At 56.0% G+C, this 19,346-nt stretch carries 20 protein-coding genes; 7 read left to right on the forward strand and 13 right to left on the reverse strand.

The window, feature by feature from the left end; all coding sequences use genetic code 11:
• Positions 1–20: 20 nt before the first annotated feature.
• The 4 genes from EYD00_RS24045 to EYD00_RS24060 form a co-directional block, all read right to left on the reverse strand.
• The gene (locus EYD00_RS24045) at positions 21–1,589 is read right to left on the reverse strand and encodes an MFS transporter (protein ID WP_034499407.1); all 1,569 of its coding nucleotides are present in this window, start codon (positions 1,587–1,589) and stop codon (positions 21–23) included.
• A 12-nt stretch (positions 1,590–1,601) separates the two neighbouring features.
• Positions 1,602–2,912: an HlyD family secretion protein gene (locus tag EYD00_RS24050; RefSeq protein ID WP_286084913.1), complete on the reverse strand. Its 1,311-nt coding sequence runs from the start codon at positions 2,910–2,912 to the stop codon at positions 1,602–1,604.
• The gene (locus EYD00_RS24055) at positions 2,872–3,639 is read right to left on the reverse strand and encodes a pirin family protein (RefSeq protein ID WP_034499409.1); all 768 of its coding nucleotides are present in this window, start codon (positions 3,637–3,639) and stop codon (positions 2,872–2,874) included. Before EYD00_RS24055 ends, EYD00_RS24050 begins: the two co-directional genes overlap by 41 nt.
• A 62-nt stretch (positions 3,640–3,701) precedes the next feature.
• A complete protein-coding gene (locus tag EYD00_RS24060) occupies positions 3,702–4,277 on the reverse strand; it encodes an isochorismatase family protein (RefSeq protein ID WP_034499411.1) in 576 nt (191 codons plus the stop codon).
• A 140-nt stretch (positions 4,278–4,417) separates the two neighbouring features.
• Here EYD00_RS24060 and EYD00_RS24065 point away from each other — a divergent pair, with 140 nt between their 5' ends.
• The gene (locus EYD00_RS24065; RefSeq protein ID WP_034499413.1) at positions 4,418–5,317 is read left to right on the forward strand and encodes a LysR family transcriptional regulator; all 900 of its coding nucleotides are present in this window, start codon (positions 4,418–4,420) and stop codon (positions 5,315–5,317) included.
• A 2-nt stretch (positions 5,318–5,319) separates the two neighbouring features.
• Here the strand turns inward: EYD00_RS24065 and EYD00_RS24070 are convergent, their stop codons facing one another.
• The gene (locus EYD00_RS24070) at positions 5,320–5,643 is read right to left on the reverse strand and encodes a winged helix-turn-helix transcriptional regulator (protein WP_034499415.1); all 324 of its coding nucleotides are present in this window, start codon (positions 5,641–5,643) and stop codon (positions 5,320–5,322) included.
• A 106-nt stretch (positions 5,644–5,749) separates the two neighbouring features.
• On the opposite strand from EYD00_RS24070, the gene EYD00_RS24075 reads away from it, so the two are divergent.
• Positions 5,750–6,736: an NADPH:quinone reductase gene (locus EYD00_RS24075; RefSeq protein ID WP_034499417.1), complete on the forward strand. Its 987-nt coding sequence runs from the start codon at positions 5,750–5,752 to the stop codon at positions 6,734–6,736.
• 44 nt (positions 6,737–6,780) lie between these two features.
• Here the strand turns inward: EYD00_RS24075 and EYD00_RS24080 are convergent, their stop codons facing one another.
• Entirely contained in the window at positions 6,781–8,196 is a 1,416-nt protein-coding gene (locus EYD00_RS24080; RefSeq protein ID WP_034499419.1) for an aldehyde dehydrogenase family protein, read from the reverse strand.
• 96 nt (positions 8,197–8,292) lie between these two features.
• On the opposite strand from EYD00_RS24080, the gene EYD00_RS24085 reads away from it, so the two are divergent.
• Positions 8,293–9,210 (forward strand): LysR family transcriptional regulator, encoded by a 918-nt coding sequence (locus EYD00_RS24085; protein WP_034499421.1) that lies wholly within the window; start codon positions 8,293–8,295, stop codon positions 9,208–9,210.
• 99 nt (positions 9,211–9,309) lie between these two features.
• Here the strand turns inward: EYD00_RS24085 and EYD00_RS24090 are convergent, their stop codons facing one another.
• The 3 genes from EYD00_RS24090 to EYD00_RS24100 all read right to left on the reverse strand — a co-directional run bounded on the left by EYD00_RS24090 (position 9,310) and on the right by EYD00_RS24100 (position 12,442).
• Positions 9,310–10,287: an alpha/beta fold hydrolase gene (locus EYD00_RS24090; protein ID WP_034499424.1), complete on the reverse strand. Its 978-nt coding sequence runs from the start codon at positions 10,285–10,287 to the stop codon at positions 9,310–9,312.
• Positions 10,288–10,359: 72 nt separating this feature from the next.
• A complete protein-coding gene (locus tag EYD00_RS24095; protein ID WP_034499426.1) occupies positions 10,360–11,322 on the reverse strand; it encodes an MBL fold metallo-hydrolase in 963 nt (320 codons plus the stop codon).
• Between the two features lie 181 nt (positions 11,323–11,503).
• Entirely contained in the window at positions 11,504–12,442 is a 939-nt protein-coding gene (locus tag EYD00_RS24100) for a helix-turn-helix domain-containing protein (RefSeq protein WP_051674289.1), read from the reverse strand.
• 349 nt (positions 12,443–12,791) lie between these two features.
• Here EYD00_RS24100 and EYD00_RS24105 point away from each other — a divergent pair, with 349 nt between their 5' ends.
• The 3 genes from EYD00_RS24105 to tehA all read left to right on the forward strand — a co-directional run bounded on the left by EYD00_RS24105 (position 12,792) and on the right by tehA (position 16,016).
• A complete protein-coding gene (locus tag EYD00_RS24105; RefSeq protein WP_081859570.1) occupies positions 12,792–13,622 on the forward strand; it encodes a helix-turn-helix domain-containing protein in 831 nt (276 codons plus the stop codon).
• Positions 13,623–13,890: 268 nt separating this feature from the next.
• Positions 13,891–14,871 (forward strand): alpha/beta fold hydrolase, encoded by a 981-nt coding sequence (locus EYD00_RS24110; protein WP_034499428.1) that lies wholly within the window; start codon positions 13,891–13,893, stop codon positions 14,869–14,871.
• A 131-nt stretch (positions 14,872–15,002) separates the two neighbouring features.
• Entirely contained in the window at positions 15,003–16,016 is a 1,014-nt protein-coding gene (gene tehA, locus EYD00_RS24115; RefSeq protein ID WP_051674292.1) for a dicarboxylate transporter/tellurite-resistance protein TehA, read from the forward strand.
• 83 nt (positions 16,017–16,099) lie between these two features.
• Here the strand turns inward: tehA and EYD00_RS24120 are convergent, their stop codons facing one another.
• The 4 genes from EYD00_RS24120 to EYD00_RS26025 form a co-directional block, all read right to left on the reverse strand.
• On the reverse strand, positions 16,100–16,642 hold the full coding sequence (locus EYD00_RS24120) for a PAS domain-containing protein (RefSeq protein WP_051674294.1): 543 nt from the start codon (positions 16,640–16,642) through the stop codon (positions 16,100–16,102).
• Between the two features lie 417 nt (positions 16,643–17,059).
• Positions 17,060–17,524 (reverse strand): nuclear transport factor 2 family protein, encoded by a 465-nt coding sequence (locus tag EYD00_RS24125; RefSeq protein ID WP_034499430.1) that lies wholly within the window; start codon positions 17,522–17,524, stop codon positions 17,060–17,062.
• A 62-nt stretch (positions 17,525–17,586) separates the two neighbouring features.
• Entirely contained in the window at positions 17,587–18,135 is a 549-nt protein-coding gene (locus EYD00_RS24130; RefSeq protein WP_034499432.1) for a carboxymuconolactone decarboxylase family protein, read from the reverse strand.
• A gap of 222 nt (positions 18,136–18,357) precedes the next feature.
• The gene (locus EYD00_RS26025) at positions 18,358–18,534 is read right to left on the reverse strand and encodes a hypothetical protein (RefSeq protein WP_193604436.1); all 177 of its coding nucleotides are present in this window, start codon (positions 18,532–18,534) and stop codon (positions 18,358–18,360) included.
• 200 nt (positions 18,535–18,734) lie between these two features.
• Between EYD00_RS26025 and EYD00_RS24135 the strand changes: the two genes are divergently transcribed.
• Positions 18,735–19,346 (forward strand): glutathione S-transferase family protein, encoded by a 612-nt coding sequence (locus EYD00_RS24135; protein ID WP_034499434.1) that lies wholly within the window; start codon positions 18,735–18,737, stop codon positions 19,344–19,346.

The raw sequence follows: 19,346 nt of genomic DNA on the forward strand, positions 1-19,346 counted from the left end.
CCATGGATTAGGCTCTCTGGTCATGCCGCTAAGGGACCTCTCGGTGCTTTCGCGACGAAAGCGAGCAGGATGAGCCCCGCCATCGCACAGTAGAATGTCAGCCAGAACGCATCGATATAGGCGAGAGTGTTCGCTTGCTTCTGAACTTGCTGAGCAACCAATGCGGTGGCCCGGCTCGTGGCGAGGCTTTGCCCCGAGCTCGCCACTGCCCGTCCGATCGCCGAGATCGCATCCGCCGAGATTTCCGATCCGCGTTGCAAGTTCAGGCCGACGGCATAGGAATGGAACTGCTCGCCCTTGCGAATGAACGTCGTCATCAAGGCCTGCGCAGTCTGTGTTCCCAGCACGCGGATGACCTGGATATAGGCAGCCACTGCAACTGCACGTTTGGGATCGCCATGGGCGATGGCGACAGCGATGACAGGCAGGAACGTGAGAATATGACCTGCCCCCTGTAGCACCAGCATGGTCCTGAAGTTTTCGCCACTCCAGTCGGAAGTGAGACCCGTGCCGATCAAAGCTGCACCCGCAAAGCAGCACAGGCCAGCAAACAGGACCAGACGGCCGTCTATGCGATGCATTGCCCAGACAGCCACCGGGGTCATGACGATCAAAGGCACACAGGCCCAAATCACGAGCGTGGAGCCCACCTGCTCAGGCCGAAGCTGCATGACATTAATGAGGAAGTTCGGAACCAACGCGGTATTGGAACTGGCGCTCATCAGGTAGAAGAGCGATACCACCAGCAGCAAGATGACGTTTTGCGCGCTGATCGCGCTTATGCTCGCCCATGGATGCGCGACCAGCACTTCGTTCAGGAAAAATGCTATCATCAAGGCGAAGCCGCCGAGAAGCGTTGATACGACGACTCCATTCTCAAACCAGTCCAACCGGTTACCCTGGTCAACCGCGACGAAAAGCATGGCCAATCCACTGCCAAAGAGGATCATGCCTCCCCAGTCGGCGTTGCGAATGAGTTCGCGGTTGGGCTCCCGGCGCGCTGTTCCCTTAAGGATGAGCAGTGCCATCAAAGGGGCAAGCACGACATCCTGCCAGTACAGTAGTTGCCACCCCAGATGCTGAACATAAAGATCAAGAAGACCGGTACCCGCATTCGTCGTGAACGCTGCACGGAAGGCATAAAGACCGATCGCCGACATCCACCACTTCGATGGCAGGGTCTGAAAGATGATCATCAGGGTTGCAGGGATAAACAGGCCAAGCAACGCGCCGTGAACTATGTGAAGTCCAATGAGGACGTGATAGTCCCGGGCGAACGGTATAATTGCTGATACGAGAGCGTAGATAACTGCAGGTCCGACAATGACGCGGCGTATTCCATAGGCAGCGGCAAACCAAGCGACCGCAGGCGCCAGGATAATCTGAGGCGCTGTGGCCAATGTGCTCAGCCATGCGCCTTCGTCGTAACTGAGGCCGAATGCGCCTTTCAGATCGACGAGACCTATCCCGAACATGCGGCTATGAAAGCCAACCATGAATGGCCCAAGCAGCACCGCGAACACTGCCAGCAATGGACGATGCATGGCGACGGAATTCGGATGAGCCGGCATTGTTACGATGTTGGCCATAGTTGCCCACCTCTACTCAGGCTTGACCGCTACCGAGACGACCGCAGACATGCCCGATCTCAGTTTGGCAAGTGCCGGCGATGGCTCGAAATCGATGCGGACCGGAATGCGCTGGACAACCTTGGTGAAATTGCCCGTGGCATTGTCTGCCGGCAGAAGCGCGAACTGAGAGCCAGACGCGGGTGAAAGGCGGCTGACCTTTGCCACAAAGATTTCGCCAGGCAGCGTATCGACACTCACCGTGGCGACCTGACCCTCCTTCATCAACCCGAGCTGTGTTTCCTTGAAATTGGCGATCAGATAGACCGATGGTAGCGGTACGATGGATATTGTGTTCGACCCTGGGGTTACGTAATCGCCGACATGAACCTGCCGCTCGCCGACAACGCCGTCAAAGGGCGCCGTGATCTTCGTGTAGGACAGCAAAAGTTCAGCAGATTGCAGAACCGCCTTGGCTGAATCTATATTCCCAGTAAGTTGCCCTTTTTGACCCTCGATGAATGAGAGCTGGGCCTGCGCCGACGCGATGGCAGCTGTTGCTGCGGATACGGAAGCTGATGAAACCTGTACCTGCGCCAGTGCCTGTTCTTTTTTCTGCTGAACACCAGCGCCACTTTGGGAGAGCGCGATCTGTCGATTGGCCTCTGTCTGAGCAAGGTCGGCATTTGCTTGTGTCACCGCTAATTGGGCGCTCGCTTGCGTGATAGCAGCACGCTGGAGCTCTTCCTGATTTGCAAGGTTGTTCAACTGCGCAAATGCTGCCTCCAGGGCCGCTTTGGCTTGATCGCGCTTTGCCTCATAATCGGAAGGATCGATCTGAAAGATCACATCACCGGCCTTGACGGAAGCGAAGTCAGACACGTTCACTGCGCTGACATTGCCGCTTACCCGCGCGCTCAACCTACTCATTTCTGCGCGAACATAGGCGTTGTCCGTTGTCTGCGTCGCAGCGCCCGCGGTCCAGACGTCCCATTGTTGTGAACTCAAAGCCACCATCGCCGTTACTGCAGCCACGACAGCGAGTGGTACCAGAATCTTCGTGTAGTCACGCGCCGTACTGCTTGCCGGCGTCTGCGTTTCAGCCTTCTCGGGGACAAGAACCGGGCCTGTCGTTGTGCTGCGAGACATTTTTTCTAACCTTTGCGACGCTGATAGTTTGCGCGGATTCAATGGCTCCAAGCTATTTGCAAGCATGCAGGCGAGGTAGCCCGACAATGCGACATGGAGTCTTTCGAGAAGTGGAACGATGACTTGAAGTACGGGTGTGAAAGCTTTGATTTGGTCAGGAAGCGCGCGCTTGGGATGGCCGCCGCTGATTTCCACTAAACATGCCACCGCGATAGAACTCAGCCTTGGGATCGAACGCAAAGAGGACGACATCAGCCTTTGACAACGCACGCATCCGGCCGTCGCTGTTTGTCAGGAACACGCTTTCACCTTCCGTGAAAACCTCATCCTCAAAGGCGATCTCTCCGCTGTAGACGTAAAGCAGCATGTCCCGGCCTCTATCAGAAACCGGGAGAGGTAGCTGAACATGGCCGCTCAGCCGCGCGTCAAAAACCCGGACGTCCGATCGCACGATCAGTGGCGCGGTCCGTGGTCCGGCAATCAGCCGCCAGCTGTCGATGCTCTCTTCCTCCGCAAACTCATGAAATTGAACCTTCGGCTCAAGATCGGAAACGCTTGGTCGCAGAAATATCTGCAGCGCCTTGATCGGGCGGTCGCCGAGCATCAGTTCCTCATGTTGGAACGTATGGCCGGCATTCATCATCATGAACTGCGTGGTGCCGAGCTTCTTCTCGTTTCCCACCGTGTCGCGATGAAGCATCTCGCCGCCCCGGATATAGGTGAGGATCTCGTCGTCCTTGTGCGGGTGCATGCCGATCAGATGACCGGGCTGCACCTGCGCGCGGTCAATTCTCCCGATCGGGCCGATCCCGCTATCGTCCGAGGTCAGCGTCAGTCCGGGGTACAGGATCTCGACGCCGAAGCCATGGGCGAAGTCGCCGCGTGTTTGCCCCGCAGGCACTTTGGTCATGGTCGTGGTCATGGAAATGCTCCTTTCATTAGGACGCGGGCTCTTTTGCCCGCGCCAAGACGACCAATGCGCGCTCAGTGGTAGTTGAGGATGCCGACCAGCTTCTGACCGAGCGGGCTGGTCCAGTCGACGGCAAGCTCGGAGATGATCTGGTCGACGGTGGTGATAATTGCGCCAGCCTTTTCCATGCGGCGCAGGGCGATGTCGTCACCGTACTTGGTGTAGGAGGCTGAGGCGTCTGCCGAAACCTGCACCTCATAACCTTCGTCGAGCATCTGCAGGACCGGGAAGGTGACACAGATCTCGGTCGTCACGCCTGCGACGAACAGCTTCTTTCGGCCGGTCGCCTTGACCGCCTGGTTGAATCCGTCGTGATGCATGGCGTTCACGATGCCAGGACGCTTAACGCGTGCTTCGAAGGCTTCAGGCAAAATGGCTTCGAGTTCCGGCAGAAGCGGTCCCTGAACCTGGTCTTCCATGCTGGACGTCAGGATCGTCGGAATGTTAGCGGCTTTGGCGATGCGGGCAAGCTTCAGCGCGTTCTGCTTAACCAGATTGATGTCGTGCGAGTGGGTCCATGCCATCGTGCCGATCTGATGGTCGATGAGCAGCATCGCGGAGTTTTCGGGGGTAAATACGGCCTTATGCATTGTCGTGTTCCTTTTCCTTGTCGGCGGCGGTTAGTAAGTTGGGTTTCGATCCGTCCGATGAGTTGAATTTAGCGTTGCAGACTTCGGCGCGGTAGCTCTATGATTGGCCACTCTGTGGAACGAAAAATGGAACGCTAGAAATGATCAGCTTCGAGGACATGCAGACATTCGTGGAGGTGGCGGACGGTGGTGGCATCACAGTTGCCGCTAAGCGCCTCGGCCTGCCAAAGTCGATCGTCAGCCGGCGGCTTGTGCGCCTCGAGAGTGAGCTCGGCGTCCAGCTTCTCGCGCGCACGACAAGAGGTGCGTCTTTGACTGAAGCAGGCGCCTCTTTCCGGGAACATGCGGCCCGCATGTGCCTGGAGATGGATGTCGCCCGCGAAGAAATGCTGCCGACGGGAGAGCTACGGGGACGCCTTCGCGTGGCTGTTCCATCGTCCTTCGGTCCTGGACACTTCGCGCCTGCGCTCGCGGAACTCGCCCGGCGGCATCCGCTGCTGCAGCTGCACGCACATTACAGCGACAGATACGTCGACCTTGTCGCTGACGGCTTTGATTGTGGAATACGCGTCGGCTATCTGCAGGACTCGAGTTTGACTGCGCGCAAGATTGGAGTATTTCCGGTCGGTCTGTTCGCAAATCCGGAATATCTGCGCGTCCACGGCGTTCCGCAAAAACCGTCAGATCTGCTTGAGCATCAAGCCATCCTCCAGGGGACGGAAAGCTGGAAGGTCTCAGACGGCAGCCGGACCGTGATCATCAGCGGTCAAGGAAGGTTTAAGGCTGACAGCGCCGCGGGTATCGCGGAAGGAACCGCAGCTGGGCTGGGCATTGCGGCACTACCTGTCGTGATCGCGCAAAGCTATCTCGAGGCTGGCACGCTTACTCCGATCATGGAGCAATATAGCTTGCCTGAGGTCGGAATTTATATCGTGCGGCCGCCAGGATCACACGTGTCGCGAAAAGTGAGAGTACTGATCGACTTTTTTGTAGAGCGTTTCGCGACGGTCTCTGGGGAAGCGCCACGCGGGAGAGCGTAAGTCTATGTCGAATGATGACGCTTCTGAAACGCCGCGCCCCAGTCGCGCATCGCCATTAACACTGGCGTAAGCGTCTTCCCGAAGGGAGTGAGCGAGTATTCAACACGTGGTGGGACTTCGGCAAACACTTCGCGAGCCACAATCCCGTCGGCTTCTAGCTCGCGGAGCTGCATCGTGAGCGAGCGCTGGCTCGGGTCGCCGACCAAGCGTCGTAGCTCACCAAAGCGTCGTGGACCGGCGAGAAGCCGATAAATGATCATCGGCTTCCATTTTCCGCCGGTAACATCAACGGTCGTTTCGACGGGGCACTTCTGGCCAGCAGTCATTATGCGCTCCAATAGTGTACTTTCTATACCTATAGGCAAAACTGTTGCCTACTTGCAAGTGCGCTTGTCTTGGACCTAGTTGAGGGTAGTTACTCGAAGGTGAGTTATGCGAGCTGCTTTTTACGACCGGCAGGGATCGGCTAAAGATGTGCTAACCGTGGGCGGACTTCCTGATCCGCAGCCTGGCGCGGGAGAGGTTCGCGTGAGGATTGTCGTCTCCGGTATCAATCCGTCCGATATCAAGACGAGAACCGGATTTGGCGGCAAGGCCATGCCATTTCCCAGGATCGTGCCGCACCAGGACGGGGCGGGGATCATCGACGCCGTCGGTACCGGCGTGCCTCCGTCGCGCCTCGGCGAGCGCGTCTGGATCTACATGGCGCAGTGGGGTAGGGCGTTCGGTACTGCGGCGGAATTTGTCGTCGTGCCGACCGTTCAAGCCGTAAAGCTTTCCAACAACGTGTCGTTTGAGATCGGGGCCTCGCTCGGCGTTCCAGCAATGACCGCGCATCGATGCCTTTTTGCCGACGGCGACCTGCGCGGCAAACGGGTACTTGTCCAAGGTGGAGCAGGGGCCGTTGGTAATGCGGCAATCCTGCTTGCAAAATGGGCGGGTGCGTGGGTGGCTGCGACGGTGAGCCGAGAAGACCAAGCGGAGGTCGCGTGGCGGGCTGGGGCAAATCTCGTCATCAACAGGCACGAAGAGGATGTCCCAGAGCGAGTACGGTCGGCAACCGGCGACCATGGTGTCGATCGTATTGTCGATGTCGATCTCTCTGCAAACATCGACGCGGCGATCTCCTGCCTCGCCCGCGACGGGGTCGTCTCGGCCTACTCGACGGAGTCGCCGCAAGCTAAGTTAGCCATCCCATTCTTTCCCGCATTGCTCGGCGGATTCTCGTTTCGTTTCGTCTACGTTTATACGATGCCGGAAGCCGCTATGCGGCAGGCGGCCGAAGAGGTTTCGGCCTGCGCTGCCTCTGCGGCATACACTCCGCAAATCGCGAAAACATATCCTCTTGACGCCGTGACCGAAGCACACGAATTGCAGGAGAGCGGCAAAGCTGTCGGAAAGGTACTAGTGCGACTTTGAACGGGTTGACGCGCGAGGCCAAGCTCCGCGCGTCGTGGCTAAGATCATGAAATGATGGCCTTCGGCTCCAGAAATGCCTCAAGGCCGAACACTCCATACTCGCGGCCGATGCCCGACTGCTTGAAGCCTCCGAAAGGAGCAAGCGGTTCGTGGGGTGCCCCGTTGATGACGACGCGTCCGCTGTCGAGCCTATCCGCAAACGCCTGCATGCGTGCCACGTCGGTGCCATGCAGGTAGGCTTGAAGTCCATAAGGAGTGTCGTTGGCGATCGAAACGGCTTCGTCATCGTCGCGGTACGAAATCAAGGACAGGACTGGTCCGAATATTTCCTCTCGCGCGATGCGCATCTGGTTGTTGACGCCGGTGAAAATCGTCGGCTTCGTAAACCATCCGCGAGGCAGCCCTTCAGGCCGACCCGGCCCCCCCACCAGCAGGCTGGCGCCCTCTTGCAATCCCAGTTCAATGTAGGACTGGACGCGGTCATACTGTTTCTGGCTGACCATCGGGCCGATCATCGCATCCGGATCATCTGGCGCGCCGACCTTGAATGCGTTTATCTCCTGCTTCAGCTTTGATACAACGTCGTCGAGGCGATGGCTTGGAACCAGAATGCGGGTGCCTGCAACGCAGGCCTGGCCACTGTTGACAAAGCCCATCCTCAAAACGGCAGGGATGACCACCTCAAGATCGGCGTCGTCGAGAATGATGTTCGGTCCCTTGCCGCCAAGCTCAAGCGTGACACGCTTGAAGCTATCGGCAGCACTTCGCAGAATTTCCCTGCCAACCGCGGTCGAGCCGGTGAAGGTTATCTTGGAAATTTCAGGATGCCGGCTGAGTTCGGCGCCGACGACGTTCCCGAGCCCGTTGACGATATTGAAGACACCTTCCGGCAGTCCCGCTTCGTGAAGGCACTCGAGGAGGATATGCGTCTGGATAGCGCTCATCTCGCTCGGCTTGATGACGATGGTCGTGCCGGCGGCGATTGCGGTTGCCAGCTTCGAGGTAATAAAACCGATATTGCTGTTCCAGGGCGTGATGGCAGCGGCGACGCCGGAGGGTTGCATAACGACACGAGCGCGGCCGATCTTCCGCTCGAACTGATAGTCTTCTAGAACGGTTGCCATAGTGGCAAAGCTTGATGCGGCATGCGGGACAGAAAACCGTGTGAAGACTTGCGGCGCCCCATACTCAAGTGCCATAGCTTCGGTTAAGTCTGGCACGCGCGCAAGAACAGCCGCGTTCAACTTCTTAAGCATGTCGATGCGCTCAGCTTTCGCCGTACGCGAAAAGGCGCGAAATGCACGCTTTGCCGCGGCCACAGCTTCTTGAGCGTCTTCGGCGTCGCCGAGGCGAACCGTGCCAATTTTTTCCTCCGTCGAGGGATTGTGGAGATCGATGGTCTCCGTTCCATTTGGCGTGACGAACCGTCCGTCGATGTAAATCGTGTCGATGTTGCGCATCTTAAACTCCTATTCGCAGTAGAGACATATTTGGCATCTGCAAACTGTCCTGATAAGATGGCCAAAAACGCTCAGGCTGATAGGAGATTACGGACAATGATGCGCGGCTCACTCGCGGAACTGGAGGCTGTCCTTGCCGTTTCCTCTCGGGGTGGTTTCAGGGCAGCAGCGCGTGAACTCGGGATCTCGTCTTCGTCGCTCAGCCAGCAGATCGCGACCTTAGAGACGCGCATGGGTGTGAGGCTATTCAACCGTTCGACCCGAAGTGTTGTTCTTTCGGCGGCGGGCGAGCAATTTGTCGCCAGCGTCGGTCCGGCGCTTGAGGCGATCCGGAGCGCGGTCGAGCACGTCAATGAACACCGGGCGGAAGCGACCGGCACTCTGCGGATCAACACGTCGGTGGGCGCAACGCGGATGATCCTGACGCCGCTGATCCTGGAGTACATGCGCCTGAACCCGCAGATGGCGGTGGAGATCGTTACGGAGGGCGCCCTGGTCGACGTCAATGCCAAAGGCTTCGACGCTGGGATCAGGATCCGAGAGGCCGTTCCTCCCGACATGGTGGTCGTCCCGATCGGTGATAGTATCCGACCCGCTATCGTTGGGTCGTCTGATTACTTCCGCCGTCATGAAAAGCCTCAGGTCCCGGCGGATCTCCAAAATCACCTGTGCATCCGTGCCCGAATGGCAAGCGGAACCATCTATCGCTGGGAGTTCGAGCGGCGAGGGGAAAGTTTCGCGCTTGACGTTCCCGGGAAGCTCGTGCTCGACGACAGCGACCTTATGCTTCAGGCCGCGCGTGAAGGGGCAGGGCTCGCCTACCTAAGTGAGTGGCAGGTCAAAGATGATCTTGCTGCCGGCAAGCTAGAGCAGGTGCTTGGTGACTGGACCCCGCCTTATCCGGGCTTATGTCTCTACTATCCCGGCCGACGAAATACCCCGGCGAAGCTCCGCCGGCTCGTGGACTTGATCCACGAGATTCGGCAGACTCTGGATATCGAAAGATCGTCATGAATTCGATGTTTCGTTGCGCTCTCGCTGAATACGAGCCAAACCCCGGAGTTTTCGAAAAGAGAGAAGCGCTGGCGGCCACCTCTCCCCTCCCGGCAAGACTTATTTCTGGATGAATGCCAGCATGTCCGCGTTCAGGACATCAGAGTTGGTAGCAAGCATACCGTGTGGGTAACCGGGATAGACCTTCAGGGTACTATTCTTGAGCAACTTCACGGCAAGTTCTGCAGACGCCTTGACGGGGACGATCTGGTCGTCGTCGCCATGCAGGACGAGCGTCGGCACTGAAATCTTCTTCAGGTCCTCAGTCTGGTCGGTTTCCGAGAATACCTTGATTCCCTCATAGTGGGCCTTGGCGCTCCCAATCATGCCCTGCCGCCACCAATTCTGGATCAGGCCCTGCGAGATCTTGGCGCCTGGTCGGTTAAAGCCGAAGAAGGGCCCTGACGGAAGATCGAGATAAAACTGGGCCCGATTGTCGGCCAATGCCTTTCGTAGGCCATCAAAGGCTTCAATAGGTGTACCATCGGGGTTAGATGGTGTTCTCAGCATCAGCGGTGGAATTGCACTAACGAGAATAGCCTTCGCCACACGGCCTTGCGGCTCACCGAAGTCGGCGACATAGCGAGCTGTCTCGCCGCCGCCCGTCGAGTGGCCGATGTGGACAGCATTCTTGATGTCTAGATGCTCGTAGACTGCCGAGGCGTCGGCGGCATAGTGGTCCATGTCATGACCATCGCTTACCTGCTGTGAACGACCGTGCCCACGTCTATCATGAGCGATCACCCGATAGCCCTTCGAGAGGAAGAACAGCATCTGGTTGTCCCAGTCGTCGGACGACAGCGGCCAGCCATGATGGAACACGATCGGTTGGGCGTCTTTCGGACCCCAATCTTTGTAAAAGAGGTTTACCCCGTCTTTGGTGGTGATGAATGCTTCTGTCATTGCCGTTTCTCCTTCTGGGGTGACTGGTACGTTGCCTGTTGCAGCGAAGGCTGGGATTCCAGAGGCCAGCAGCAGTGCTGAGCCTCCGAGCAAGATGTCTCGCCGCGAGACGTCAAATGGGTGATCTTTACTCATGTTAGTCCTCATGCTGATGGCGTGGCGTTCACTTGCTTCGAAGATCAGAAAATAATCGAAGCGTGCTCGGTTTTAGACGCCCTTGTAGACGAGGCGTGTGAAGAAGGCGGGGCTGATGATCGCCTTGCCCCATTGCTCGTCAAAAGCCTCGGTCGGGTTGGCTGCGACCGCCTCCTCGACAGAGCGGCCGGCTGATTTCAGCCTTGCGACGTTGTCCCGGATGGTAGCTAGCATCTCGTGATAATGCTTCAGCTCGTCCAGCGACCCAAGCGGCTTGCCGTGGCCTGGAATGATGACGGTATCCGCATCCACTGCAGCGATGACCTTTGCTGAAGCTGCGATCGTTCCGTCTATGCTCCCGCCAGTCGAATAATCGATGAATGGGTAAAGGCCGTTCCAGAAGATATCCCCGACGTGAATGACATTTGCTTCCTCAAAATAAACGGAGATGTCGCTGTCCGTGTGGGCGGGCTGATAGGCTGTGATGGCAATCTTTGTGCCTTCGAGCTCCAGGACCTTGTCACTCGTGATCAGGGTCGCTGGGATTGCGCCGGAGGGAGAAGGCGGAAAATCGAAGTTCCAATCATCAACGCGCTGGGCCTCAAGCAGGTGACGGCGGGTGTTCTCATGGGCAATGATTGCGGCGCCTACCGAGTGCAGCCACTCGTTTCCATCTGTATGATCGAAGTGCCAATGCGTGTTGATGAGATGCGTAACGGGCTGGTCGCCCAGCTTGGAAAGGGCCTGCTCGATCCGAGCACGCGTTGCGGTGATACCGGCGTCTACGAGAACCTTACGTTGTTTGCCGGTCAAGACGGCAATATTGCCGCCGGAGCCTTCCAGCACGGCAATATTTCCACGGGTCGTATATGTGGTGATGTCGGCATGGGCTGCCGCTTCCCTGAGCGAATCCACGATCGTTCCGGATTTCGCCAGCGAATTGGATGTCAGAAAAGGCGCAACGGCGAAGGTCGCGAGCGCGCCCGTGAGGAGAGATCGGCGATTAACGGGTTGTGAATTGGCTACGGGGTTCACGGCGAGGTCCTCCTTGGTTCAAACGATGTCCAAACCATACCTCCCGGAGCGCATTCGATAATTGGCAAAGCGCGTAAGTCTTTATTCCGCTTTGCGTAACAATTTCCTGCTCGGCCACGCGTCGGTAATCAGTGCTTCGGTGGCAGGAGGAGACTGGCCGCTACAATCAACGAGGCCCTTCTCAAGAGCCTCTACGCCATTGGCCAGGGGTCACACCCGTCGACTTTGTGAAGACGCGGGTGAAATGGCTTTGATCGGAAAATCCGCAGGAGTAAGCTATCTCGGCGAGCGAAAGCGCCGTTTCTTTTAAAAGACGCTTGGCTGCTTCGACCCTGTAGGCTCGTAGCCACCTAAAGGGCGGGTTTCCGGTTGTCGTTTTAAACGCGTTGCCAAAGACAGAGACAGGCATGTCCAGACTTGCTGCTATATCAGCTAGAGAAGGCTCGACAGTCAGATCTGCTGTCAGCAAATCCTTTGCGAGACGCTCCTGTCTCATACTCAGGCGACGGAACTTCACGTCAGACCGTGGAGCAGCGGAGTAGCGCTCTACAAGGTGACTATGGAGCGCTAGAATCAGATGGTCAAACAACAGACTTTCGACGCCTTCATTATTTGCAAGGGCCGACAGAAGAGCTTGGCCAAGAAGTTCCACAAATGGGTCGACGTGTGAATTCTTTTCGAGAAGGTATGAAAATTCCGGGACGCGGTCATCGTTAGATAGCTCACGAAGGGCCATCTCGGGTAAATGAATCTGTATAGAGGAAAATGGGTTAGTGAAGAGGCCTTGCGTCTCTTCTTCGAGGTGGACCAGGTTCATCGCCCCCGCAGGATAGTCATCCGAATTGACGAAACGACCCCATTTCCATTGCTCGTGGCCGGTCATCGGTGTCAGCCACAACGAAAGAAGAAGCGCTTTTTCACTTGGCAGCGGTGTGGTTAGTTCGCGCATCGCGTGAACCACCTCAAGATGTGTGAGTGTGATGGCGGACGATTTTATCGTGACGGTGTGGCGTGTCGGTGCAGCAACTAAGCCAAAGACGTTTCCGATAACCAGCCCGATCGGCGATCTGGAAGAAGCAATGAGCTCGCGTATCTCCTCGGGGCTATCTTGCTGATCCATATTTTTCTCGATTTAGCCGCCAATAGGAAATTCGCACCTTACCTTAGCCAGAAGAGAGATTTGGTCTTGAAGATAAACAACCGATTTTGGAGAATTTTGTCCACCCCCCGATGTTAGACGTCCGACGAGAGCAATGTGTCCAAGAGATTTTTAGAGCAGCTTCTTTTGTGTTATGTGGTCGGCTGTTAGGGTTTGATCAGGGGACCGGGGGAGGTAATTGGAGGATGTAGCACCACAGGTTGGTTTCGCTATCGTCCACCCCCCTTGTTCTCCTGCAAGTCAATTCGGAGGTTCTTCACAGGATGATCGTTGAACGCCAGTGTGGGATCGGGTTGGGGTGTTCTAATCAATGAAGCGAAATTCGCTTAAAGCTAATGGCATGGATGTCGTGCACGTGGTGGGCAACCAGGACGCCAGTGACAACGAAACGAAACCGGTTACGAACTTCGACGGGTTTAGCGTTGTTGTTCAAAGGACTAATTACGTCAGGCACAGTGTTTGGCGCTCAGGACGGCTGGTCTTCCATGGTGGGCACGCATCCGGAAGCATGGCGATAATGGACGTGGAAGAAAATTGGTCGTGTAGACCGGAGTCTGCCTTTGACAATGTGAGGTTCAACATCTCGAGCGCTGGATTGAGGGATTTTGCGCTCGAACAAGGTCGGGTTCCATTTGCACTGTTGCGAATAGAAGACGGGCCTGTCGATCCTGTTCTCAAAGGCTTAGCGGAAACCTTCGTTCCGCTGGTGTCCAATAATTCACCACACAGGAAGTTTCTGATAGACCATCTTGCCGAAGCAGTGAAAGCCCATGTGGCGTGTCGATACGGAGGCATTCCTCTGACTGAACGCAAAGGTGGATTGTCTGCCAAACACCTGGATCTTGCGACGCAGTATTTCGTCAGCTGCGTAGACAAGGAGGTCGTGATAGACGAGATCGCATCCCTTTGCGGCCTTTCTGTCGGGTATTTTATTCGAGCTTTCAAGCGCTCTACGGGATTAACACCTTACCAATGGCTCCTTGATTATCGCGTCCGCAAAGCTCAGGACATGTTGCGTCAAGGAATCCCGCTCGCTCAGATAGCCTTGGAATGCAGCTTCGCGGACCAAGGCCATTTTTCGCGTATATTCAAGGCGAAGTTTGGTGTGTCTCCAGCGGCTTGGAGAGACCGCATCCGTTAAGCACCGAGTGACGTCGAAAGCGCTGCGGCTCGCGATCTTTAGCCCTTTTGCAAGGTAAATGTTCCGAATGCAAATGCAAGGCTGTCAAGCACGTGGTTCCGCTGCTGCGCTATTGTTGCGACCGCCCGACCTGAGTCTCTCAGCGGCGCGACCGTTTCACAATTTGAAATAAATCCTTCCACATTCTGCCGATTATCGCCGCGGCATGAACCGTTATGTTCTTCACCAGGTCAGCACATCGCTGCCACTCAACCTGAGGAGAACTCAAATGAAGCGCATATTGGCAGTCATGATGTTGGCAAGCGTGAGCTTTGCCTCGCTTTCTCATGCCGCGTCATCTCAACCGGCCAAGGCCGTCACAGCTACGCAACACGCGCCTGTCACGGTTCACTACCGGACGGTGGAAGTGGACGGAGTAAATGTCTTTTACCGGGAGGCAGGTCCAAAAGACGGGCCGGTTGTGCTTCTCCTTCACGGCTTCCCTACATCTTCACACATGTTTAGAAATCTAATCCCGCAACTTGCGGACCGCTATCGTGTAATCGCTCCCGATTACCCGGGCTTCGGCCAAAGCGACGCTCCAGATCATACAAAGTTCGCTTACACGTTCGGACATTACGCGGACCTCATTGACGGGCTTCTTGGTAAAATCGACGCCAAGCAATATACGATGTATGTCATGGACTACGGAGCACCCGTCGGATATCGGCTCGCACTTAAGCATCCGGAACGGGTGACCGGCCTTATCGTACAAAATGGGAATGCATACGCGGAAGGTCTGCGCGAATTCTGGGACCCGATTAAAAAGTACTGGGCCGATGGCTCAAACGAAAGCCGCGAGGCACTTGCTGGATTGGTCACACTGGAAACCACCAAATTCCAGTATACGGATGGTGTACGAGACTTGACCCGGATCAGTCCTGATAACTGGGTGCACGACCAGGCTCTCCTCGACCGTCCAGGCAATAAAGACATTCAGCTCGATTTGTTCCATGACTATGGAACGAATGTGCCGCTTTATCCGAAGTTCCAGCAGTTTTTCCGCGATCGCAAGCCGCCGACCCTGATCGTTTGGGGTAAAAACGATAAGATCTTTCCGGAGGAGGGCGCACATCCATATCTTCGTGATCTGCCTGATGCTGAAATCCACATCCTCGATACGGGCCACTTTGCTCTTGAGGACAAGCTGGATGAGATGGCCCCGCTCATCCATAGCTTTCTGGACCGTAAGTTGTCTGGGAAAAAGTAAAGTAAGCACAGCGGTGCGGTCGATGGCCGCGCCGCTGAATTTGATCGTCCCTCGTTGAAGCGTCGGTCCCCACAAAGTCAGGCAAGGGATTTGAAGCTGATCCCATCTGCCTGGAATTCGAGAACTACGATATGTTTGAGAGCAATAGACGCCATCCCGCTTCTGACCGGCTGGCGAGGGTGCCAGCGTCATTCTTCGGTATTGTGCTAGGCTTGGTCGGGTTCGGGAGTTCATGGCGGACAGCGTCGGAAGCATGGATGTTGCCCTCCTTGCCGGGCGAACTCCTCAGTCTGTCTGGCGTGGCGGTGTGGTTGATCATCACCGTGCTCTATGGGCTCAAATGGGTTCTAGCACCCGCGGCGGCGCTCGCCGAGGCGGAGCATGCCGTTCAATGTTGCTACGTGGGATTGGCGGGAGTTGCAACGATGCTCGCTGGTCTGGCCCTGCTTCCTTATTCTCTGCTCTTGACGGAGGTGCTGTTCGTTGCTGGCTTCGTGTTCACCTTTTTCTTCGCGCTGTGGCGAACCGGTCGACTATGGCAAGGTGCCAGAGACCCCTCCTCATCTACTGCTGTCTTGTATTTGCCAACGGTCGCCGGCTCATTTGTCACTGCGATCGTTTTGGGCGCGCTAGGTTCACGTGAAGCAGGGCAACTGGCGTTTGGGGCAGGTTTCTTTTCTTGGCTCGCTATCGAATCCGTTCTTCTGCATCGTTTCTATACCCTGCCCGAAATGACCGCAGCATTGCGACCAACCCTCGGCATCCAACTTGCACCGCCTGCAGTGGGGAGCGTCGCCTACTTGAGCGTCATCGGCAGCGTACCAGATGTGTTCGTGCACGCGCTTCTGGGTTACGCCATATTGCAACTTGCGATCATATTGCGCCTCCTGCCTTGGATTCTCAGGCAACCATTCTCGGCGTCATATTGGGCTTTCACGTTTGGTTTGACATCGATTTCGACGGCCGGGATCAGGATCGCGAGCGCAGGCAAGGACGTAATCTTCGAGAGCTTATCGGTCGTGTTGTTCGTTATAACAAATGCAGGTCTTATCGCCATTTGCGTTGGATCGATCTTGCTGCTGGCGCAGGGACGCTTCTTACCGGCCACTCCTATCGCATCCGTCACCTCGAATGGTCGAGTGTAAAGGTAAACGCATCGCCAGCAAGCGTGATCTTGACTTGAGCGTGCTCTATGCCTGCGCAGACGAGGGCGTAGTGTCGAAGAACTTCACCGGTTTCCGGTAAACACCAACCCAGGCGATGCCAGGTCGAAGTTCCCGGTTAGCTTCTTACGAAGCAGCTTCAAAGCCTTTTCTATATTCTTCACTATATCGAGGCGCCTGTTAGCTTGAGCGAGGCTCAATGCCCGCAGGCAATGCCAGAAGGCCGGCCCGGCCGAAAGATCATCATGCCAACCTAGATACATAACGCCAGCGTAGACCGACGGGGTGCCTGAAGCATCTCGGAAACACTGCCCGATAGTCGTTACTTCTACATGATCTCCGTCATAAGTCAGGACTTTGTACTTATGGGAGTAACGGTCACCAGACAGTATGGCGTCGTCGATCGCATCTTTGAGACCGGATTTTTCCGCAGGAACAATTTTGTGAAGATACTCGATGATCGGCTGTCCCCTCTTTGCCTTTTCAGGATCCATGCCGAAGAGAACTGCCATGATCTCATCGGCATAGACAGCGTCTGCTTTCAGATCCCAAGTAAAGAGGCCCGTGTAGCGTGCATCAGGTTCAGTCTCATTGAGTGCGAGTGACAATGGTTGCCCCCTTGGTAAGCAGTTGTTTATCAACCTGCGACGTAGAACGGTCAGAATCACTCGTCGGTTGCATTGGATTCGAACAGATACTGTCTAATTCTCGCCGCACAACAAGGAAACGAACTAGCCCCACACAGCGATTGTGTCGTCGGCTGAATTCAACATATACTCCACCTGCCAGACTGTTAATTCCTCATATCGGAACAGTCGATGCCGTTGATGGACGGTCGCCGGTGCATTCCGCAGAGTTCTGCCTCATGAAGAGCGTAAGACACGAGAGTGAGAACTAGCGACGGAATCCTTCAGCCCTGGAAATATATCAAGCGCTGATTCTCGTCTTCCAGCTACGGTAACGCACAAAACGCGTCGATCCTTAGGGACCGGCGCGTTCAAGGCAGGTGCGGAGCTATTTCGGCTTCAGAAACCAAAGTCACTCAAACCGGGGTGATCATCAGGTCTACGGCCCAGCGGCCAACGAAACTTCCGATCAGCTTCACTGATGGGGTGCTCGTTGATGCTCGCATGTCTTTCCCGCATGAGCCCATCTTCAGCGAATTCCCAATTTTCATTTCCATAAGCGCGGAACCATTGGCCACTGTCGTCGTGGTATTCGTAGGCGTAGCGGACGGCAATCCGATTGTCAGTAAACGCCCAAAGCTCTTTTATAAGACGGTAATCGAGTTCTTTATTCCACTTACGTGTCAAGAACGCTTCGGCTTCAGCCCGATTCTTGGCGAATTCGGCGCGATTTCGCCAGCGCGTATCCAAGGTATAGGCTAAGGCCACCTTGGCAGCATCGCGGCTATTCCAGCCATCCTCTGCGAGGCGTACTTTCTCAATAGCAGTTTCTCTGGTGAACGGTGGAAGCGGTGGTCGTGACATTGGATAGCTCCTCAAATGGGTACTAAGCAGCAGGGTAACGATTTGGGTCGTCCCCCTATATTTTAAGCCGCAGCCTTATCGATGCGCGGGAAGTCGATCTCAGTCTCTAACGCCTCGTTGACGTAATTTGTGAAGGTGTTGAGAGCGACGTGAGCGATGATTTCTACGATCTCGGCGTCAGCGTAGCCGGCTGATCGGACCTTGGCGATTTCCTGCGGGCCGATGGCGCCTCTGGTGGTCGTTAGAACACGCGCGAATTCTACAGCAGCAGCGGCCTTCGGATCATTCGATGTGCCCCGGCGGTTCGCAAAGATCTCGTCGGCGTCGAGCTTGGCGAACTTGGTGCCAGTAAACGTATGAGCGGATAGGCAGTAGTCGCAGCCGTTTGCTTCCGCCATCGCGAGCGCAATACGTTCGCGGGTGGCTGGAGCGAGTTTTCCTTTTGCCAGTGCACCTTGTAGAGACGTTAGTCCGTTGAGCGCGGCAGGACTATTCGAGACCAGCCGAAAAATGTTCGGCACCGATCCAATCTGCTTCTTAATGGTCTCGAGGATCGGCCGGGATTCTTCTGGTGCATCGTCGATTGTAGCCGGTGTGGGGATGCGGGACATTCTTGTTCTCCTTTTCAAATGCGAAAGACCTTCCTTTCGTCGCATTGAAAATGAGCTTGCAGGGGCTCCACTTGAAGACCGAAAACGAGAAACGCAGCATTCCACAAATCGAGGGCATTTGGCGGCTCCTGCTGCTGTGGGCATACGGCGAGCCCTCCACGCGATCTTGGTCAGTGGCCGACATGCCGGCGGCCGAGACTAGATTTCTGGGTCAATCATCAATCAGATTTCGGCATCCGGTTGCTTTGATGGGTGTGCGAGCGCGAAGGCGTCATGGGTCTCACAAAGTTCACGGATCGCCTTGAGCTGGCGAAACGCCGTCGTTTCTTCGCAAATTGCTAATTGCCAGGTTGATGCGTTGTCGATTGCCCCCGGCCAGAGGAGCCAGCCGCCACCCATGCAACGGCTGCGCGTTCTTGATACCTTATGCAAACGATTTGCCGAGGTGCCGAGGTGCCGGACAGGCATAACCACGTCAATTGCTTGTCAAATGTGGAATACTGACTTCCGTGAAAACAGTCTTCATTGATTGGGCCGACCTGCGCAAATTGGGGCTCAGAAGTGGCTCATAAGGAGTTGCTCGAACTGGAGAAATCGTCATGAAGTTGTATTTTCATCCCTTGTCCGGCCATGCACACCGAGCTCGCCTCTTTCTTTCCCTTGTTGATCAGCCATTTGAGTTGATCGACGTCGATCTGGCGAGGGGAGAGCACAAAAGCCCAGAATTCCTCAAAATGAACGCTTTCGGTCAGGTTCCAGTCCTTGTAGACGGCGACACGGTAATTTCGGACTCTAACGCCATCCTCACTTACCTAGCAAAGAAACTTGGAAAGTCGGACTGGCTGCCTGAGGATCCGACCGGCGCTGCTCAGATCCAACGCTGGCTTTCCGTTGCCGCAGGACAGATTGCATTTGGTCCCGCCGCCGCCCGCTTGATTACCGTCTTCGGTGCGAAGTACAATGCAGACGAAGTCATTGCACGTGCTCACGCGCTCTACTCGGTCTTGGATCAGGAACTTGCTACCCGTCGGTGGCTTGTGTCTGACCGTCCCACAATTGCTGATGTCGCGATCTATAGCTACACCGCACGTGCTCCTGAGGGCAACGTAGACCTTTCCGCTTATCCCAATGTTCGCGCCTGGCTCGAACGTGTCGAGTCTCTTCCGGGCTTCGTCGAATTCGGGAAGACGCCGGTTGGTCTTGCAGCGTAA

The organism is Agrobacterium sp. 33MFTa1.1 (assembly GCF_004328495.1).
Classification (GTDB): Bacteria; Pseudomonadota; Alphaproteobacteria; order Rhizobiales; family Rhizobiaceae; genus Agrobacterium; species Agrobacterium pusense.

What these genes read in the sequence shown, in the direction of transcription:
- tehA (WP_051674292.1), top strand. Translation starts at nt 15,003, where the DNA reads ATGTTTGAGAGCAATAGACGCCATCCCGCTTCTGACCGGCTGGCGAGG.
- EYD00_RS24090 (WP_034499424.1), bottom strand. Translation starts at nt 10,287, where the DNA reads ATGAGTAAAGATCACCCATTTGACGTCTCGCGGCGAGACATCTTGCTC.
- EYD00_RS24070 (WP_034499415.1), bottom strand. Translation starts at nt 5,643, where the DNA reads ATGACTGCTGGCCAGAAGTGCCCCGTCGAAACGACCGTTGATGTTACC.
- EYD00_RS24105 (WP_081859570.1), top strand. Translation starts at nt 12,792, where the DNA reads ATGAAGCGAAATTCGCTTAAAGCTAATGGCATGGATGTCGTGCACGTG.
- EYD00_RS24135 (WP_034499434.1), top strand. Translation starts at nt 18,735, where the DNA reads ATGAAGTTGTATTTTCATCCCTTGTCCGGCCATGCACACCGAGCTCGC.
- EYD00_RS24085 (WP_034499421.1), top strand. Translation starts at nt 8,293, where the DNA reads ATGATGCGCGGCTCACTCGCGGAACTGGAGGCTGTCCTTGCCGTTTCC.
- EYD00_RS24065 (WP_034499413.1), top strand. Translation starts at nt 4,418, where the DNA reads ATGATCAGCTTCGAGGACATGCAGACATTCGTGGAGGTGGCGGACGGT.
- EYD00_RS24060 (WP_034499411.1), bottom strand. Translation starts at nt 4,277, where the DNA reads ATGCATAAGGCCGTATTTACCCCCGAAAACTCCGCGATGCTGCTCATC.
- EYD00_RS24130 (WP_034499432.1), bottom strand. Translation starts at nt 18,135, where the DNA reads ATGTCCCGCATCCCCACACCGGCTACAATCGACGATGCACCAGAAGAA.
- EYD00_RS24080 (WP_034499419.1), bottom strand. Translation starts at nt 8,196, where the DNA reads ATGCGCAACATCGACACGATTTACATCGACGGACGGTTCGTCACGCCA.
- EYD00_RS24055 (WP_034499409.1), bottom strand. Translation starts at nt 3,639, where the DNA reads ATGACCACGACCATGACCAAAGTGCCTGCGGGGCAAACACGCGGCGAC.
- EYD00_RS24125 (WP_034499430.1), bottom strand. Translation starts at nt 17,524, where the DNA reads ATGTCACGACCACCGCTTCCACCGTTCACCAGAGAAACTGCTATTGAG.
- EYD00_RS26025 (WP_193604436.1), bottom strand. Translation starts at nt 18,534, where the DNA reads ATGGGTGGCGGCTGGCTCCTCTGGCCGGGGGCAATCGACAACGCATCA.
- EYD00_RS24110 (WP_034499428.1), top strand. Translation starts at nt 13,891, where the DNA reads ATGAAGCGCATATTGGCAGTCATGATGTTGGCAAGCGTGAGCTTTGCC.
- EYD00_RS24045 (WP_034499407.1), bottom strand. Translation starts at nt 1,589, where the DNA reads ATGGCCAACATCGTAACAATGCCGGCTCATCCGAATTCCGTCGCCATG.
- EYD00_RS24075 (WP_034499417.1), top strand. Translation starts at nt 5,750, where the DNA reads ATGCGAGCTGCTTTTTACGACCGGCAGGGATCGGCTAAAGATGTGCTA.
- EYD00_RS24100 (WP_051674289.1), bottom strand. Translation starts at nt 12,442, where the DNA reads ATGGATCAGCAAGATAGCCCCGAGGAGATACGCGAGCTCATTGCTTCT.